General features: G+C 49.4%; 18 protein-coding genes, 3 tRNA genes and 1 riboswitch. Of the genes, 17 read left to right on the top strand and 4 right to left on the bottom strand.

Annotated elements, in window-relative coordinates:
- Positions 1-24 precede the first annotated feature (24 nt).
- Entirely contained in the window at positions 25-462 is a 438-nt protein-coding gene (locus tag IV45_RS05920) for a GNAT family N-acetyltransferase (protein WP_057741533.1), read from the bottom strand.
- 22 nt (positions 463-484) lie between these two features.
- Positions 485-2,020 carry a multicopper oxidase family protein gene (locus IV45_RS05915; RefSeq protein ID WP_157051219.1) on the bottom strand — a complete coding sequence of 512 codons (1,536 nt, stop codon included), beginning with the start codon at positions 2,018-2,020 and terminating at the stop codon, positions 485-487.
- Positions 2,021-2,242: 222 nt separating this feature from the next.
- On the opposite strand from IV45_RS05915, the gene IV45_RS05910 reads away from it, so the two are divergent.
- The 7 genes from IV45_RS05910 (at position 2,243) to IV45_RS05880 (ending at position 8,843) form a co-directional block, all read left to right on the top strand.
- Positions 2,243-2,716, top strand: coding sequence for a universal stress protein (locus IV45_RS05910; protein WP_057741529.1), 474 nt, complete (start codon positions 2,243-2,245; stop codon positions 2,714-2,716).
- A gap of 183 nt (positions 2,717-2,899) precedes the next feature.
- Positions 2,900-3,583: a VIT1/CCC1 transporter family protein gene (locus tag IV45_RS05905; RefSeq protein WP_057741528.1), complete on the top strand. Its 684-nt coding sequence runs from the start codon at positions 2,900-2,902 to the stop codon at positions 3,581-3,583.
- Positions 3,584-3,598: 15 nt separating this feature from the next.
- Positions 3,599-4,291 carry a VIT1/CCC1 transporter family protein gene (locus IV45_RS05900; protein WP_057741526.1) on the top strand — a complete coding sequence of 231 codons (693 nt, stop codon included), beginning with the start codon at positions 3,599-3,601 and terminating at the stop codon, positions 4,289-4,291.
- 120 nt (positions 4,292-4,411) lie between these two features.
- Entirely contained in the window at positions 4,412-5,089 is a 678-nt protein-coding gene (locus IV45_RS05895; RefSeq protein ID WP_057741524.1) for a response regulator transcription factor, read from the top strand.
- Complete coding sequence (locus tag IV45_RS05890; protein ID WP_057741523.1) at positions 5,079-6,053, top strand: sensor histidine kinase; 975 nt, start codon at positions 5,079-5,081, stop codon at positions 6,051-6,053. Before IV45_RS05895 ends, IV45_RS05890 begins: the two co-directional genes overlap by 11 nt.
- Positions 6,054-6,162: 109 nt before the next feature.
- The gene (locus IV45_RS05885) at positions 6,163-6,918 is read left to right on the top strand and encodes an ABC transporter ATP-binding protein (RefSeq protein ID WP_057741521.1); all 756 of its coding nucleotides are present in this window, start codon (positions 6,163-6,165) and stop codon (positions 6,916-6,918) included.
- A gap of 2 nt (positions 6,919-6,920) precedes the next feature.
- Entirely contained in the window at positions 6,921-8,843 is a 1,923-nt protein-coding gene (locus tag IV45_RS05880; protein WP_057741520.1) for an FtsX-like permease family protein, read from the top strand.
- 63 nt (positions 8,844-8,906) lie between these two features.
- Here IV45_RS05880 and IV45_RS05875 read toward each other — a convergent pair whose 3' ends face one another.
- Positions 8,907-9,812: a cation diffusion facilitator family transporter gene (locus tag IV45_RS05875; RefSeq protein WP_057741518.1), complete on the bottom strand. Its 906-nt coding sequence runs from the start codon at positions 9,810-9,812 to the stop codon at positions 8,907-8,909.
- A 125-nt stretch (positions 9,813-9,937) separates the two neighbouring features.
- Between IV45_RS05875 and IV45_RS05870 the strand changes: the two genes are divergently transcribed.
- From IV45_RS05870 to IV45_RS05855, 4 genes are all read left to right on the top strand, one after another.
- A complete protein-coding gene (locus IV45_RS05870) occupies positions 9,938-10,591 on the top strand; it encodes a metal-dependent transcriptional regulator (RefSeq protein WP_057741517.1) in 654 nt (217 codons plus the stop codon).
- Positions 10,592-10,739: 148 nt separating this feature from the next.
- Positions 10,740-11,492, top strand: a complete 753-nt coding sequence (locus tag IV45_RS05865) for a threonine/serine exporter family protein (protein ID WP_083487283.1) — start codon at positions 10,740-10,742, stop codon at positions 11,490-11,492.
- A 10-nt stretch (positions 11,493-11,502) separates the two neighbouring features.
- The gene (locus IV45_RS05860) at positions 11,503-11,961 is read left to right on the top strand and encodes a threonine/serine exporter family protein (protein ID WP_057741515.1); all 459 of its coding nucleotides are present in this window, start codon (positions 11,503-11,505) and stop codon (positions 11,959-11,961) included.
- 59 nt (positions 11,962-12,020) lie between these two features.
- A complete protein-coding gene (locus tag IV45_RS05855) occupies positions 12,021-12,692 on the top strand; it encodes a phosphatase PAP2 family protein (RefSeq protein WP_057741514.1) in 672 nt (223 codons plus the stop codon).
- A gap of 35 nt (positions 12,693-12,727) precedes the next feature.
- Here IV45_RS05855 and IV45_RS05850 read toward each other — a convergent pair whose 3' ends face one another.
- Complete coding sequence (locus IV45_RS05850) at positions 12,728-13,534, bottom strand: lp_1002 family arylesterase (protein ID WP_057741512.1); 807 nt, start codon at positions 13,532-13,534, stop codon at positions 12,728-12,730.
- 35 nt (positions 13,535-13,569) lie between these two features.
- Between IV45_RS05850 and IV45_RS05845 the strand changes: the two genes are divergently transcribed.
- From IV45_RS05845 to IV45_RS05820, 6 genes are all read left to right on the top strand, one after another.
- Positions 13,570-14,010: a GNAT family N-acetyltransferase gene (locus IV45_RS05845; protein ID WP_057741511.1), complete on the top strand. Its 441-nt coding sequence runs from the start codon at positions 13,570-13,572 to the stop codon at positions 14,008-14,010.
- Between the two features lie 54 nt (positions 14,011-14,064).
- A riboswitch (Lysine riboswitch) is annotated at positions 14,065-14,239 on the top strand.
- 64 nt (positions 14,240-14,303) lie between these two features.
- The gene (locus IV45_RS05840) at positions 14,304-15,803 is read left to right on the top strand and encodes an amino acid permease (protein WP_057741509.1); all 1,500 of its coding nucleotides are present in this window, start codon (positions 14,304-14,306) and stop codon (positions 15,801-15,803) included.
- A gap of 77 nt (positions 15,804-15,880) precedes the next feature.
- On the top strand, positions 15,881-16,522 hold the full coding sequence (locus tag IV45_RS05835) for a deoxynucleoside kinase (RefSeq protein ID WP_057741508.1): 642 nt from the start codon (positions 15,881-15,883) through the stop codon (positions 16,520-16,522).
- A 51-nt stretch (positions 16,523-16,573) separates the two neighbouring features.
- Positions 16,574-16,646 (top strand) — tRNA-Val (locus IV45_RS05830).
- 10 nt (positions 16,647-16,656) lie between these two features.
- Positions 16,657-16,738: transfer RNA gene (locus IV45_RS05825), tRNA-Leu, on the top strand.
- Between the two features lie 81 nt (positions 16,739-16,819).
- Positions 16,820-16,891 (top strand) — tRNA-Gly (locus IV45_RS05820).
- Positions 16,892-16,903: the final 12 nt, after the last annotated feature.

The raw sequence follows: 16,903 nt of genomic DNA, 5'->3' as shown, positions 1-16,903 counted from the left end.
CTCGTTATTTATTATGCCTAATATTTACAGAGCTGGGTGGGTCATTGTGACGTGTTCGCGTTCCGCCTCGAAGAATATATCACCATGGGCTTGAAAGCCAAAGTGTTCGTACAGGTCTTTGACGTACAGTTGTGCGTGGATCACAATTTCCTTGCCTGGTAGGTTCTGCTGGATGCCGTCTAAGAGATGTTGAATCAGTGCGGCGCCTAAGCCATGCCCACGGAAGAGCGGGTGGACGACGACCCGGCCAAGGGTGGCGTTGGCTCCGTCTTGAAAGTAACGTCCGTATGCCACTAGCTGGCCATTGTCCATTGCAAAGACGTGGTGAGCGTGTTTATCCATCAAGTCAGGATCGGGAGTGATACATTTCTGCTCACCGTTGAAGACGTTGGCCCGTAAGAGGTTGATGTTGAACAACTCGTCGACGGTCAACTCGTCAAAAGTCTTGTCATACCATTCCATTAGCATGCCCCCTTAGCAGCTACTACATTTCCATTCCCATCTTCTTGTAGGAGTCCATGCCACCTAACCAGAGATCGTCCATGGAAACTCCACGTTCTTCGGCGAAGGCCTTCATCAGCGTGTGGTGGTCCATCAGCTTGTACTGCTTGTTAGGATCGCTCGGGTCAACGACTTTGATCTGGGCCATCATGCCACCATCTTCGTGTTCGATGATGTGGCAGTGGTACATGAAGACGCCGGGTACAGGGAACCAAACCTTGATGACGACGTGTTCTTGTGGGTTAACAACGATGGTATCCTTCAGACCCAATTCGTTTGGATTTGGTTGATGGCCGTTACGTGAAACCACAGTGAAGTGGCAGCCGTGCATGTGGTAAGGGTGGATCATTCCAGGCTTATCGTTGGTGTTGAGAATGTCCCAAAGCTGAACCTGACCAATCTCCATCTGATAGTCGATCCGTTGCATCTGGAACTTCTTGCCGTTCATGGCGACTGATTCATCCATGCCATCCAGGGTGACGTGGTGGACAGGCAGGTCAGCGTCAACCTTTGGATCTGGCGTGTTGTACAAGGTCGTCGGAATCGTCGTGTGGTCCGGTGCAAATTCATGAATCCGGAAGTGGACCAGTGGGGTGTCGTCACTGTACAAGGTAACGACATCGCCTGGCTTGTACTGGCCAAAGTCAACCACGATTTCCTGCCGTTCAGCACAAGTGATCATCAGCTTGGTCATCTTGACTGGATGTGGTAAGAGGCTCAGGTCGCCCGCAATCTGGGTAAATGGCAGGTCATCGGAGAAATGCAGCCGCCATTCACGTCGGTTGGCACCATCCAAGAAACGCAGCCGAACTTTCTGGGTGGTAACGTCGAAGTAAGGATTAATCGTTCCGTTGATCATCGGAGTAGGGCCCATCACGCCGTCCGGATCATAGTCAGCGCGGTAGTCCCATTGATTATGTTCGTGGAAACGCCGGTCTTGTAAAATGATTGGAATATCGTCGACCCCATAGTTGCGTGGCAGCGGCATCTGGGCTTCATGCTCGTCTTGAATGATGGCGCCGCAAGCCAAACCGTGCCAAACTTGTTCAGCAGTTGACGGACACGGGTGGGCGTGGAGCCAAACGAATGCGGCTGGCTGGTTAATCTTGAAGCTGATGTCTTTTTCTTCACCTGGATAAACCGGTGCATGACAGCCACCATCTTCAATCGGACCAGGAATAACCAAGCCATGCCAGTGGAAGGTTGTGACTTCCGGCAGGTGGTTTACCAGGTGCACATGAATGGTTTTGCCCTTCTTGAACACTACCGTCTGACCTAAGAGGGGAGCATTGTAGCCCCAGGTCTTGGTCTTCTCACCCGGCATGAGCTGGACTTCACCGGTTTGTGCGGTGATCGTGTAGTACATGTCGGTGTCCGTTTCCTTGTCGGGCTTCAGAAGTGAAGGAACGTTCAGTTTTTGTTGGGGAACGTCCGGAATTTCCAGTGGGACATAACCGCCATCATGATAATCGTAGGCGGCTTCATCATAAAAATAATGATCAATCAGTTTTTCCACCATAATCAAACCTCCGTTAATTTGGTACGTCTTCATGATAACCCTTCCGTTGCCGGCTGCCAATGTCAGGACAGGATTATTAGTAAGTTAGCAGAAATTGTTTAGGTGAAGCTAAAAAATAATGTTTACAAAACATAATTTAGTAGTACCATAGGACATGGAATTGACCACCAACCGCATTGCCGGATTTGGTGCGTTGTCCACAACTATGGAGAGGGGAAAAATATGTTCGACATTAAACCAGCACATTATCACAAGATTTTGGTGGGGGTTGACGATGCTCCTGACGCCCGAGCAGCTTTCTCATATGCTGTTGACAAGGCAAAACGCGACAATTCTGAATTGGGGATTGTTTCCGTTTATGAGACGAACAAGGTGAATGTTTACCAAGTCTTGAACAAGGATTACGTTCACTCCAGTCGTGAAGAATTGAAGAAGCGGATCAATGAATATGTTCAAGCCGCTATCGATTACGGTGTTGATCCAAAGAAGATCACTGCAATCATTGACGAAGGCGATCGTCCTTCTGAACGGATCTGCAATCACGTCATTCCAGAATTCCAGCCCGACCTTTTGATTGTGGGTTCAATTGGTAAGCCAGGCAACCGCAAGGAAGTTGGTTCACAAGCTTCTTACATGGTTAAGCACTCTGGCACTTCTGTCTTTGTCATTCGGACTGAAGAAAATCGCCAAGCATAACAACTAAATCTGAATTCTGATGAACAAATTATCAAGAAACGTTGGCAGCATGCCAACGTTTTTTGATATTAGAATCATTTATAACGTTTCTAAACAATAACTGATCTGTTGTAAAATAATTTTACTTTTGCTTATTACTAGTTTATAATGATTCTAATTCACTGTACTAAGGGGAGTAAGAAAATGGCCAAGAAAATGTCATTGGCACAACGGATCAACGTGCTACGGGCAATCGTCATGGGTGCAAACGACGGCATCATTTCGGTTGCTGGGATCGTTATTGGGGTTGCCGCTGCTACCAGCAATAGTTATTCAATTTTGATTTCTGGTTTATCCGGCAGCCTTGCCGGTACCATTTCGATGTGCATGGGTGAATATGTCTCCGTCAGCACCCAGAAGGATTCACAGCAGATGGCGCTGATTGAAGAAAAGGAGCGTCTAGCTGAAGATCCGCAGGGCGAATTCAACTATGTGAAGCAGAAATACATGGATCAAGATATTTCCGAAGACTTGGCCCAGCAAGCGACGAAGGAACTGATGGACAAGGACGCCATGGGCACGGCGGTTCAGGAACGTTATGGTTTTAATCCAAACGAGTTCACGAGTCCGTACGCGGCCGCAATTGCTTCCTTTATTTCCTTCCCGCTGGGATCGATTTTGCCAATGGTGGCGGTGACGGCCTTTCCACCAGCCATCCGGATTGCAGCAACGGTCATTGCCGTGTTGATTGCCTTGGTCATCACCGGCTACATTGCCGCCGTCTTAGGCAACAACCCAGACAAGCTGAAGTCGGTTATCCGGAATACCATCTCTGGCTTACTTACGATGGCCGTGACCTTCCTGATTGGTCAATTACTGAAGCGTTAAGGACGGTGAACTTGCATGATCTTAAATAAAGAAAATAAACAAAAGCAGACCATGGAAGAAAAGCTGAACACGCTGCGTGCCGGTGTGTTGGGCTCGAACGACGGGATTTTAACCGTTGTTGGGGTTCTGGTTTCCGTGGCCGCTGCGACGACGGATCAGTTCACGATCTTTATCGCCGGTTTGTCCGACTTGTTGGCCTGTGCCTTTTCGATGGCCTGTGGTGAATATGCCTCTGTCAGCACCCAAAAGGATACCGAAAAGTCAGCCGTTGCCAAGGAACACAAGCTGTTGAAAGAGGATTTTGAAAGCGAACGAAAGGCGGTTCGTGATTATTACATCAACAAAGGGGTTTCGAAAAAGACCTCCATGGCCATTGCCGACGATTTGCTGAGCAAGAAGCCGCTACAAACCGTTGTCCGGGTTAAGTATGATATTGAACTGGGCCACTACTTGAACCCATGGGATGCGGCGTTTGCTTCCTTGTTTGCTGCCGCAGCCGGTGGTCTGTTGCCATTGATGGCGATGACCTTTGTTCCTGGCCATTACAAGTGGTCGGCAACCATCCTGGCCGTTGCCGCAACCAGTGCCTTGACTGGTTACATCAGTTCCAAGCTGGGCAACGGACTGGTCAAGATCGCCGTTATCCGGAACATTATCATTGGTTTGATCACGATCACCATCCACTACGGTGTCGGGAAACTGTTCTAAATCATTGATTACAAAAAGCAAGCGTGGTTAGCGATGAATGCGGCCACGCTTTTTTTGTGAATTTGTTTTAGCCCAACACTTAATGTATGATTTGGTTAATTACTGAAAGGAGGGCTGGTCGTGACCAAAATTTTCGTCGTTGAAGACAACCTTGCGATCATTCAAATGGTTCAAGACGCGCTGACCAAGTGGAAATACGAGGTCGTCACGGTTCACGACTGGGATCATGTTGATGATGAGGTCGTGGCCGCCGATCCCGACCTGATCCTGTTTGACATCACCCTGCCGACATTTGACGGTTTCTACTGGATCCATGCGGTTCGAAAGCACTGCCAGGCACCGATTATCGTCATTTCGGCAGCGGACATTGACAACAACATTATGCGGGCCATCGCGTTGGGTGCCGACGACTACATCATGAAGCCATTCTCCACGACCGTCCTCCTGGCTAAAATCCAGGCCTTGTTGCGCCGCCAAGAAAGCGATGAGCGGGAATTGAAGTGGGACGACAACCATTTCAATGCGCTGACTAACCAGCTCACAAATTCGGCTGGTACCGTGGCCCTGTCACCAACAGAGGGCGCCCTGCTTGCGATCTTAATCAACCACCTCAACCACACCGTTGAAAAGCAGTCTTTGCTCGAATGGCTCTGGCAGGGTGGCAAGTTCCTCAATGAAAACACGCTCAACGTCAACATTAGCCGTCTGCGGACCAAATTATCAACGGTCAACCTTGATGACCATTTGCGGACAGAACGCGGCGTTGGTTATCGGCTGGTGAACGATCATGAAAGCTAAAAGTTTTGTGGCCTACCAGCTGAAACACTGGCTACCAGGGACCTTTGCGTATTTTTTACTGCTCGGCTTGATTGAATTGCTGGTCACCTTTTACCGGGTGCCGCAAGCTTTCTTCTTCGATGTCGTCCGCTTTAGCTTGCCACTGATGATCATCTGGGCGCTGGTGGACGTTTTGCGTTCATGGCACAAGGTTCGAAAGGTCAGTCACGATCAGGATATCTTGGCAGCCGATCCGGTACAAGTTGCCCTAATCACACGGCAACGCCGCCAGAATAAGGACAGTCAAGCTTTGATCAAACAACTGCGCATCCGCCAACAGAGCCAACTGGACCAAATGGAGCTCTACTCGCACGAAATCAAGAATTCGTTGACCAGTCTGCAGGCGGCGGCCGAAAATCACCCGCATGTAGCCAGCCAGGCGGTGCTATCTGCAGTCCATTCGGCTAACTACCACCTGAATATGATGCTAGGTGATGAGCGCTTATCCATGGATGACAACGACTTTGACTTTGAGTGGGTGGATTTGTCGGCACTGGTGACCGGCATTCTCAAGGATAATTCCGCAATTTTCATCAACCTGCAGCTCCAGCCCCAATTGACAAGTTTAGATGGGGTGCACGTCTTGACCGATCGCAAGTGGCTGCGCTTTTGCTTGGTTCAATTGTTATCCAATGCGATCAAATACTCAGCTCCTGGATCAACCATTGAACTCAAGTGGTCAGGTCATCAGCTGCAGATCATCGACCATGGCTGCGGGATTACCGCCAGCGACTTGCCCCGAATCTACGACAACGGCTTTTCCGGCCACAACGGTCACCAAACGACTAAGTCCACCGGAATGGGCCTCTACCTGGTCAAAAAGGTTACCCAGCAACTGAATTTCTCAGTGTCGGTTGCGTCAACCATCGGCCAGGGGACAACGGCCAGCTTGAATTTCTTGCCCACTAATGTTCGGCAGAGTTGAAACTAAACAAACATTACAGAACTGTAAGGTTCTCCGCGCTACTGTAAGTAGGAATCAACGGGGAGCCTTTTTATAATGGAATTAAGAAATCAGGAAGGGGAGGAAAATTATGAACCTCTTACACATCAGCCACTTACAAAAGACTTACAACGCTAATTCCACCCACCCGGTGAAAGCTTTGAAGGAAATCAGTTTCGACGTCAATCCCGGCGAATACATTGCCATCATGGGCGAATCGGGTGCCGGCAAGAGTACCCTCTTGAACATCATTGCCACCTTGGAAAAGGCCAGTGCCGGTGAGATCCTGTTGAACGGGCAGGACTTGAGCAGCTTGACTGCCGATCAGGCGGCCAAGTACCGGCGGGAGCACCTGGGATTCATTTTCCAGCACTTCAACCTGTTGAACAGCCTGTCCAACCGTGACAACATTTACCTGCCGTTGGTACTGGCTAAAGTCCCGGTTGCCGAAATGGAGAAGCGGATCCAGCCACTGGCCGCTTCGTTAGGGATTGAACAGATCATTGACCGTTACCCAACCGAAGTCTCCGGTGGTCAGCAACAACGGATTGCGATTGCCCGGGCCCTGATCACCCAGCCAGACTTGTTGCTAGCCGACGAACCCACCGGCGCCTTGGACTCCAACACCAGTAACGAAATCTTGGACCTGTTCGACCGCGTCAACGCTAACGGCCAGACAATCATCATGGTGACCCACAGTGCCGCCGCGGCCAGTTATGCCAAACGGACGCTTTTCATCAAGGACGGACGCATTTACCACGAACTATTCCGCGGCGACGATTCCTTGAAGCAGTACCAAGAAGAAATCAGCAAAACGATGATGACCCTGACGAATGGTGGTGAATAAGCATGCTGTTTACAAAACTTGTCAACTCCAGCTTTAAACGGAACCTGCGTGTTTACGGTCCCTACCTGGTGGCGACTACCATGTTGGTTGCCATCAACTACATCTTTTTGGCTGTGCGCGCCAATGAAAGCCTGAAGAAACTGAACACGGGTGCGGCAACAAGCGCCCTGTTAAGCTTGGGCTTTCGTTTCATCTTCTTGGTCACCATTGCCTTCCTCATTTATGTCAACCGCTTCCTATGGCAGGAACGGCGGCAGGAGATGGGGCTCTACTCAATGCTGGGCATGACTAGCCGCAATCTGCAGTGGCTAACCGTGATCGAAAAGGCCTACTTGCTGGTCTGCAGCTTAGTGGGCGGCCTCATCATCGGAGTCATCTTTGAAAAACTGGCCTTTCTGGGATTGGGTTACCTGTTAAAGATTGACCACGTGTCCCAGTCATGGCTGGTACCGTCAGCACTCGGCGAGACCGTCCTCCTGATGAGTCTCCTGTTTTGCCTGATCATGGTCATCGACTTGGTCAAGCTCCATCGGATGACGCCGAGTCAACTCTGGCGGCCACAGACGGTGAAAGTCAAGCGGCACGGCAAGCTTTACAGTTTCGCCGGATTGGTTGGCTTGGGCCTGTTGATTTGGGCCTACTACATCACCGTTACGATCAAGCCGCGGATTTCGGCGATCGCACACTTCTTCTCGGCGGTCCTGTTATTGACGGTAGGGACTTACCTCCTCTTCATCATCGGCAGCATTGTTTTCCTGCAATTCTTGCAAAAGCAGAAGCATTACTACTACCAGCCACGCCACTTCATCGCCATTTCCGGCATGCGGCAGCGGATGGAACAAAACGGTGCCAGCCTGGCGACCATCTGCCTGCTGTGCAGCTCGATTCTGGTGATCCTCTTCACCTCCGTTACGCTGTACGCCGGCATCGGCAGCACGGTCAAATCGTATGCGCCCCAGAACGTGGTCATTAACAGTCAGCGTCCATTAACTGCGCAGCAGAAGGCGTTGGTCAACGATACTGCCAAGCGCCACCACGCCACATTGACGCACCAGTTGACCTATACCATGGCCGCCCCGCGTTACGGCTACTGGAAGGACGACCGCTTCATCAACCAGGGTGACATTCTCCACATGGACAAGCAGACGAGCAGTTCAGTGATCCTGTTGACGACAAAGGAATATAACCGGATCACCAAACAGCACGTTAAATTGGCCGACAACCAGGCCCTGGCCTATGCCAACAACAAGGGCCACTACGGCAAAGTGACGATTAATGGTCACACCTACCAGGCCAAGCGACTGAACCACTACTCGCTGTACTTCAACCCAGACCATAGTATCTACACTCCGAGTTTCTATGTGATCAACCAACTGCCAAAGGGCACGCCGACGACCACAGTCACCAGCTTTGACTACCGGATGAAGGGGACGCAGAAGCAGCGCATCAAGTTTGAAGGCGAACTGCAAGCGGAACTGAACATGAAGAACGGCCAGTTCACCGCAAAAGAAACGATCAGCTCGTTGATCAATGGTCTTTACGGCGGCCTCGTCTTCATTGGTATCCTCATCAGCCTGGTATTAGCCATTACGACAACCATTGTGATCTATTTCAAGCAGATTTCGGAAGGCATGGCGGATGCGGAACGCTTTGCAACGATGCAGCAGGTGGGCTTGAGCGAGAAAGAGACGGTCAAGAGCATTCACAGCCAAGTGTTGATGGTCTTCCTCTTGCCATTGGTCGGCGCCGTGATCAACCTGGGCTTTGCCTTCCCGGCCATTCGCCAGATCATGATCCAATTGAGTCTTTACAACCTGCCGCTGATGATCACAGTCGGAGTCATTGTTTCGATCAGCCTGCTGATCCTTTACCTGGTCATCTATGGCTTAACCACCCGTGTTTACCGTCACATTGTTGAACAATGACAAAAAATCTCCCCGGACCGGCATGACCGGTGACGGGGAGATTATTGTTTATAATGTCTAACTTTAGTTGCAGATGTTTTGCTGATCTTCTTTGGTGTTGAACAGCTTTTCGTCATCACCACGGTTGTATTCGGCTTGAATAGTCACGTGGGCGATGCCATATTTTTCCTGCAGGACTTTGGAGATCTGATCGTAAATCACACCCATCTGACTCAACTGCAGGTTGTCGCAATTGATGTGGGCGGAGAAGATGATGCGGTGTTCGTCAATCTGCCAGGCATGGACGTGGTGGACACCATTGACGCCCTTGATTTGCATCAGATCGTGATCGATACTCTTGAAGTCTAATTCAGGTGCCGATTGCATCAGGATTCCGACCGTCTGCTTAATGATCGGCCAGGCTTCACTGGCAATGTAGAGTGAAACGGCAATGGTCAACAGGGGGTCGAGCCAAGGCAAGTCGACGAAGATCAGGATGAAACCGCCGATGATGACCGCCAATGATGACAAAGCATCGCTCAATACGTGCAGGTAGGTGGCCTTCACGTTTAAGCTGTCGCGACTGCCGCCTTGCAACAGGAAGGCGCTGGCAAAGTTGGCTACTAAGCCGACGATGGCGACGACCATCATGATTTCCCCATTTACGGGTTCTGGGTGGGCAATCCGCTTGGCTGCTTCCACGATCAGAAAGATGGAAATGACAATCAAAAAGATGGCGTTCAGCAGTGCCGACAGGATTTCTGCCCGCCGGTAACCGAACGTCCGGTGTTGACTTTCGGGACGGTGAGCAATCAGTTGTGCCACGTAGCCAAGCACAATGGAGAATGAATCGCCAAGGTTATGAAAAGCGTCGGATAAAAGGGCTAATGAACCTGACAACAATCCCCCGATGATCTCGACTATGGTGATAAACAGATTGAGCACCGTGACAATCAGAAAATTCTGGCCGCGTAAACGGTGTGAGTGCATCTAATCGCTCCCTATCATATGTAGTAATAAAAATTAAGTTAGGTAATCCAAACTGTTAACATTATGGTATGCTATAATCATTCTGTATTCAACGGTTATTTACGAAAGAAGGCTGGTGGCGACTAATGACGCCAATGAAGGAAGATTATTTGAAGATTATCTTTGAATTGGGTGGAGGCAAAAAGAAAGTTTCCAACAAAGAGATTTCCCTTGGTCTAGGCATTGCCGCTGGTTCAGTGACCGAAATGATTACCAAGCTGACCGAAGAGGGGCTGGTGGCCCACGAACCATATGCTGGCATTTCGTTGACGAAGAAGGGCTGCAATTACGCGGCCGAATTAGTGCGTAAACACCGTCTGTGGGAAGACTTTTTGGTGGAAAAACTCCACTATCAGGTAGCCGACGTGCACCCGGAAGCCGAAGTTTTGGAGCATGAAACCAGTGACCGGCTGGCAACGGCCCTGGACGACTTCTTGGGTCACCCCAAGACCTGTCCGCACGGCGGGGTGATTCCGGATGCTTCGGGCCACTTCTCCCAGGTTAACCACCGCCTCTTGGCAGCTGGCCAGGATGGTGAAACGGTTGTTGTGGAACGCTTCTTGGACAATCACGAGTTGCTGACTTACCTGAGTGATTTGGGGATCGAATTAAACGACCAGCTCACGATCGTCAAGCATGAACCTTTCGAGGGCCCGATCGTGGTGACAAAGAAGGGGCAAGCCGATCCAATTAATATTTCCTACAAGGCTGCTCATAATATTTTTATTAACGAAAAGTAGAATCAAGCGTCCAAATACTGTTACTGACGGTATTTGGGCGTTAATTTCGTAATTGGACAATCTAGTGAAAAAGTTTGACAATTATGTGTGGATTTCCGGACGAACTCTGTTAAACTGTTGCTTGATGAATTGAAAGAGGGTGGACAAAGTGATCGACAATGAGCGACTGGTCTTAGCTTTAAATTGCAGTTTGCTGGCAGGTAAATTATTGATCGAAAACGGTTCAAACATGGAGCGGGTCAATGATACGATGTACCGAATTGCGCAAAACGCGGGGCTGCACTACTTCCAGGCCTTTACCACCGTTACCGGTATCGTGGTATCGGCGGAACGGCTGCCTAATGCAGAGGCGACGGACATTCGTAGCCGGGCCGATAATTTGGCTAAGGTCGTGGCCGTCAACGAACTGTCACGTGAATTTGCGACCGGCAAACTGAGCCTGGATGACCTGTACGATAAACTGCAGGATGTCGATCACAGTAAGATGCAGCTGTCCCTCTTTTCCCAGTGCATGGCGGCGGCCGTCTTAAGCCTCACCCTGATGATTGTCTTTACCAATGACGTCAAGGATAGCTGGGCCGGCTTCATCGTCGGTGGGGTGTCGTACTGGTTCTACCTGTGGCTCTTGAAAAAATTCCGGGTCAAGTACATGGGCGAATTTGTGTCGTCCCTCTTGATTGCCTTGATGTCAGTGGCTTCTTACCGGCTGGGTTGGACCCAAAACGTGAATGCCATCATCATTGGGGCGGTGATGCCGCTAGTTCCTGGGGTTGCTTTAACCAACGCGGCCCGGGACTTGGTATCAGGGCACCTTATCAGTGGCCCAGCCCGGGCACTTGAAGCAGTGATTACGTCAATTGCGATCGGTTGTGCGATTGTGATCGTCTTGCGGTACTTCTAGGAGGTAAAACATGGTCTGGTATTTCTTACGTCAATTCCTACTCGCCGGCATTGCCTCCATTTGCTTTGGCACTCTGCGGAGCACGCCATGGTCAGCCGCGATTCCGATTGCCTTGATTGGTGGGATCGACTGGATTTTTTACGTGGTGATCTACTACAAGTTGCATCTTGGTCTGGCCATGTGTAACCTGTTGGCCGCTTTAGGAATTTCGGTGGCTAGCTTTTATGCGGCACGTCATTACCGGTTGCCGATGATTGTCTTTAACGTCCCGGCGCTGGCAGCCTTGGTGCCTGGGGGTCAAGCTTATAAGGCGGTCCGCTATTTTGTGATGGGCAATTACGATCTGACCCTGCTATACCTTTACCAAGTGGTCGTCATTTGTGGTGCCATCACGATTGGTTACGGGTTGGGCGACGTGGTCAACCGTATCCTCTTCTACCGCCATCGCAAGTTCAGACAGAACCGTTAGCCTACGCGGGCATTGATTTTGTGGTATACTCAACAAGATTAATTCACAGGAGATAGACAATGCTAATTGAAAAAGATTCTGGACGTTGGAAGCGCCTGATCGTGGGCGTAGTCCTTTTTATGGTCGTTACCGCAATGGTTTATAAGAACTCCATGCTGATCGGGGCAATCGACTCGGTTTTGCAGGCGTTAATCGGGGAAACCAACCATAGCGGCTCAATGACCCAGCACTTGATGACGTTGATCAGCTTTTTGGGCAGTCCCAAGATGGATATTTTGTGGACATTAGTGATCGCGTTCTTCCTTTGGGGCTTCAAATTTAAGATCCCGGCTTTGTGGGCACTGTGCACGGTCTTTGGTGGCGACGTGCTGGGCTTCCTGGTCAAGCACATCGTTAAGCGTGGCCGGCCAGCCCAACACATGGCTAAGGACCACGGCTTTAGTTACCCAAGTGGCCACGTGTTAGGCTTCTTCCTCGTGGCGGCAGTACTCTTCTTAGTGGTCATTCCGCTGATCAAGAGCAACTCGAAGCGGGTTATCTGCCAATTACTGGTAGTTCTGTTCATCATTCTGCTGGCAGTATCTCGGGTCTACTTGAATGCCCACTACCCATCAGATACGATCGGGGCAATGCTGCTGGGCTATGCCTGGCTGCAGATCGCCGAAGCCCTCTACCGCAGTTTTGCGCCGCAGATGACCCATTGGCGATTGGTACACCATACTTATTATTAATAAAAAGCTCCCGGAAAATTCCGAGAGCTTTTTCGTTAATCGATAGTTTGCAGCCATTCGCAAGCCAGGTCAACCCAATGAGCGACGTGAGGTTGATCGCCGTCAGGATGGTGGGCCACCAAAGCATTGGCAATGTCCATCCCATGCGGACCGTGGGCGAACAGGTGAACCTCCTGTTGGATGTCATGTTGTTTCAATGTCAAAGAGTAGTTGATGCTGTTTTGAACCGGCACAAAGGGATCATCCATTGTTGCCCAGATAAAGGTGGGCCGGTTGTTTGCATTAACGTGCTGGCTGGCGTTGTAGCGTTTTGGATCATCGGTCCAGCGCTTTAAGGTTTGTGCCTCTTTGGGGAAGCCGGCGTTTAAGTCGATAACCGGATAACCCAAGACGATCGCCGTTGGCTGTAAGATTTTTGACGCAACGCCGGTCTGGTCATTTAACCAAGAACTGGACCAGTAGTCGTTGAATAAGGCGCTGATATGACCGCCCGCAGACAGACCCAGTAAAAAGGTCTGGTCGGATAAATGCCAGGCGCTCTGGTGATTTTTGACCGCCGCCATGGCCAGTGCCAGGTCAAAGAGCGGGTAAGGGTAGAGCGGCTCGTGCTCGTCGACAAAGGAATAGCGCAGGATCATTGTCTGAAAGCCCCGGCTAGCGAAGGCGATGGCCGTTTTCTCACTTTCTTCTGTGGTGATGTGGGTCATGGAACCGCCAGGCAGAATGATCAACGCAGGGAACTCCTGGATAGGGCTGCGTGGTGTCGGCGTCTGCAGGTAGACGGTCAGGCTGGCATGTGTTTTGTAGTTAGCTCTGCTTAGCGGAAAATGAATGATTTGCATACTAAACTCCTAATAGTTGTTTGGAGGTAATTATAGTGGTTAATGCCGACACGATCAAAGTGCGTCTGCTCCAAAGTAGCGACCTGCCCGCATTGGAGCGGTTATACCAAGACGATCAGTTAGTGGAACAGGCGGGACTGGTGCTCGATGCCAATCCGGAATTTAAACGGATGGTTTTTGCCAGCTGGGTCGACCATCAATTCTTATGGGGGATTTTTTCTCATCAATTACTCATCGGCACCATCAACCTGTTTCCCCAAGAGCAGGGCGTTGAAATTGGCTACCTATTGCGTCCGGCCTATCAACATCAGGGGATTATGACGAAAGCGGTTGGCCAGGTGCTGAAAAAGACGACGGTGCGGCCGATTTTTGCCAAAGTGCGGGTCGAAAATACGGCTTCCAAGCGTGTTCTGCAAAAAAATGAATTTAAATTAGAAGCAACAGAGCAAGGATGGTTCCGCTTTCTTAAAAATTAATGATTAAAAAAAGCTTGTCGTCAGTATTATTTTATGTATAATTAAAAAGTAATTAAAAATTGAAGAGGTTGCATTGCTCATCAGTAGCTGTCTGGAGGCTGGCAAAAGCCGGAACGATGGTGAAAGGGTGTGATGCCGAAATGCGGGGATGTTTGCCCATCTTCGACATTGGGACGTATACCGAAAGGGTGCGGACTGTCGCGTTTTTACGCGGGGAGCTTCAAGAATGACGATTAACTATAAGTCTTCTGATGGCCGCCCGTCAGAAGGCTTTTTTAGTAGGAGGGATTCTCATGGCAGAGAATAATAGCAAGGGCGAACAAGGATCAGTAAAGCGGGGGCTGAAGAGCCGTCACTTATCAATGATCGCTTTAGGTGGATCTATTGGTACCGGGCTGTTCATCGCTTCCGGTTCCGCAATTACGACGGCCGGTCCTGGTGGTGCTTTGGTTGGTTATATCATCATTGGGATTATGGTTTACTTCCTGATGACCAGTTTGGCGGAAATGGCGACTTACCTGCCGCTGACCGGTTCATTTGCAGCTTATGCTGATAAGTACCTGAGTCCAGCAATGGGCTTCGCATTCGGTTGGAATTATTGGTTGAACGGTGCGTTGACCGTGCCGGTGGAAATTACCACGGTTGGTTTGATCATGAACTTCTGGCTGCCACATGTTCCCGCGTGGGTGTTCAGTGGTGTTGCCTTTATCCTGATTTTCCTGATCAACTACTTGACGGTCCGGTCTTACGGTGAAACCGAATTCTGGCTGGCCTTAGTCAAGGTGGTTACGGTTGTTATCTTCCTGATCGTTGGTGTCTTGGTTATCTTAGGCATCATGGGTGGTCAAGGACCAATTGGTTTAAGCAACTTCACTTACAAGCAAGCACCATTTGTTCATGGTGTGCCTGGTGTGATCAGCGTGCTTTTGGTTGCCGGCTTCTCATTCCAAGGTACTGAAATGATCGGTATTGCCGCTGGTGAAACCGAAAACCCAGAAAAGTCCGTTCCTGAAGCTATTAAGTCAACCTTCTGGCGGATCCTGTTATTCTACATCTTCACGATTTTCATCATTGCATGTGTATTGCCTTACACCAACAAGAACCTGTTGAGTTCCAGCGTTTCTGATATCGTTACGAGTCCATTTACGCTGATCTTCAAGCGTGCTGGTTTGGCCGCTGCTGCTAGTGTTATGAACGCTGTTATTCTGGTCGCTGTTTTGTCATCAGCTAACTCTTGGATGTACGCATCAACGCGGATGCTCTTCTCACAAGCTCGTGAAGGTTACGCATGGCGTTGGTTAGGCTACGTTAACAAGCGTGGTGTTCCGATTTACGGTCTGTTAGTTACGACGGTTATTGGGATCCTGGTTTGGTTAACTCAATTCATCGGTCCTGACGCTTACAACTACTTGATTGGTGCTTCTGGCCTGTGTGGTGTTATTGCATGGGTTGGAATTGCCGCTGCTCACTACCGTTTCCGGAAGGCCTTCCTGGCTCAAGGTCACGATGTGAGTGAATTGAAGTACCATGCCGGTCTGTATCCATTCGGCCCAATCTTCTCATTCATTCTTTGTATCGTAATCATCGTCTTCCAAAACATGGATGCCTTCATCCAACTCGACTGGAAGAACATTGCCATCACTTACCTGTCAGTACCGATCTTCTTGATCTACTACCTGTACTACAAGTTCAAGTACGGCAGCAAGATGATTCCATTAGACCAAGTCGACTTCTCACACAATTCTCGTGGTGAACAGTACCACCCAGAAGGAGAAGACGACAGTCAGAACTAATCTAAATTTGCGTATCGTTTAACAGTCTAAGATGTTACAATACTACTTGTGACTTTTTTAAGTAGGGAGAAAACATCATGATTGTATTAGCAGGAACGATCGGGGCTGGGAAGACCAGCTTAACTAAGCGCTTGGCCAATCATTTGGGCACAAAAGCCTTTTATGAATCAGTGGACGACAATCCAATTCTGCCGCTCTTTTATAAAGATCCGCAAAAGTATGGCTTTTTGCTGCAGATCTATTTCCTTAATCGCCGTCTTCAGGAAATTAAGGATTCATTCAGCAACGACCTGAATGTGTTGGACCGGTCGATCTTCGAAGATTCCTTGCTTTTCAAGTTGAACGCCGATATGGGGCGGGCAACCGAAACGGAATCCGACATTTACGATTCGCTCTTGCATAATATGATGGAAGAACTGCCTGATCAGCGCCATCAAAAGGCTCCTAACTTGATGATCCATATTCAGATCTCATTTGATACGATGCTGAAGCGGATCAAGAAGCGGGGCCGTCCGTATGAACAATTGGATGCCGATCCAAGTCTGTATGACTACTACAAGCAATTAAATGAACGCTACCAAAAGTGGTATGAGGACTACGATGAGAGTCCAAAGATGTCAATCAATGGGGATCGATATGACTTCGTTGAGGACCCGCAGGCGAGTCGGGAAGTTCTCGCCCAAATCGATCGGAAACTCGAATCACTTGGTTTAAAATAGATTGACAGCAACTACAAATTCCTTTATGATTTTAAAGGTTAAGTTGCTGCTGGAGAATTAGCTCAGTTGGGAGAGCGTCTGCCTTACAAGCAGAGGGTCACAGGTTCGAGCCCTGTATTCTCCATTTATTGCATGCGGATATGGCGGAATTGGCAGACGCGCAAGATTTAGGTTCTTGTGTCTTTTGACGTGGAGGTTCGAATCCTCTTATCCGCATTACTAAATTTCTTTCAAAAAAACATTGACGTAATAGAAGTTATTTAGTATCATTTATAAATGTTGATAGCAATATCACATGCGGAAGTAGTTCAGTGGTAGAACATCACCTTGCCATGGTGGGGGTCGCGGGTTCGAATCCCGTCTTCCGCTTTTTTATTTATC

This window comes from Limosilactobacillus secaliphilus (assembly GCF_001437055.1).
In the GTDB taxonomy this organism is placed as follows: Bacteria; Bacillota; Bacilli; order Lactobacillales; family Lactobacillaceae; genus Limosilactobacillus; species Limosilactobacillus secaliphilus.
Note: the sequence above shows the minus strand (reverse complement) of the source record. Positions and strands in the feature narration are given on the sequence as shown.

Excerpts from the sequence above, each read along its gene's own strand:
- IV45_RS05920 (WP_057741533.1), bottom strand. The coding sequence starts at position 462 with ATGGAATGGTATGACAAGACTTTTGACGAGTTGACCGTCGACGAGTTG.
- IV45_RS05915 (WP_157051219.1), bottom strand. The coding sequence starts at position 2,020 with ATGGTGGAAAAACTGATTGATCATTATTTTTATGATGAAGCCGCCTAC.
- IV45_RS05910 (WP_057741529.1), top strand. The coding sequence starts at position 2,243 with ATGTTCGACATTAAACCAGCACATTATCACAAGATTTTGGTGGGGGTT.
- IV45_RS05905 (WP_057741528.1), top strand. The coding sequence starts at position 2,900 with ATGGCCAAGAAAATGTCATTGGCACAACGGATCAACGTGCTACGGGCA.
- IV45_RS05900 (WP_057741526.1), top strand. The coding sequence starts at position 3,599 with ATGATCTTAAATAAAGAAAATAAACAAAAGCAGACCATGGAAGAAAAG.
- IV45_RS05890 (WP_057741523.1), top strand. The coding sequence starts at position 5,079 with ATGAAAGCTAAAAGTTTTGTGGCCTACCAGCTGAAACACTGGCTACCA.
- IV45_RS05885 (WP_057741521.1), top strand. The coding sequence starts at position 6,163 with ATGAACCTCTTACACATCAGCCACTTACAAAAGACTTACAACGCTAAT.
- IV45_RS05880 (WP_057741520.1), top strand. The coding sequence starts at position 6,921 with ATGCTGTTTACAAAACTTGTCAACTCCAGCTTTAAACGGAACCTGCGT.
- IV45_RS05875 (WP_057741518.1), bottom strand. The coding sequence starts at position 9,812 with ATGCACTCACACCGTTTACGCGGCCAGAATTTTCTGATTGTCACGGTG.
- IV45_RS05870 (WP_057741517.1), top strand. The coding sequence starts at position 9,938 with ATGACGCCAATGAAGGAAGATTATTTGAAGATTATCTTTGAATTGGGT.
- IV45_RS05860 (WP_057741515.1), top strand. The coding sequence starts at position 11,503 with ATGGTCTGGTATTTCTTACGTCAATTCCTACTCGCCGGCATTGCCTCC.
- IV45_RS05855 (WP_057741514.1), top strand. The coding sequence starts at position 12,021 with ATGCTAATTGAAAAAGATTCTGGACGTTGGAAGCGCCTGATCGTGGGC.
- IV45_RS05850 (WP_057741512.1), bottom strand. The coding sequence starts at position 13,534 with ATGCAAATCATTCATTTTCCGCTAAGCAGAGCTAACTACAAAACACAT.
- IV45_RS05840 (WP_057741509.1), top strand. The coding sequence starts at position 14,304 with ATGGCAGAGAATAATAGCAAGGGCGAACAAGGATCAGTAAAGCGGGGG.
- IV45_RS05835 (WP_057741508.1), top strand. The coding sequence starts at position 15,881 with ATGATTGTATTAGCAGGAACGATCGGGGCTGGGAAGACCAGCTTAACT.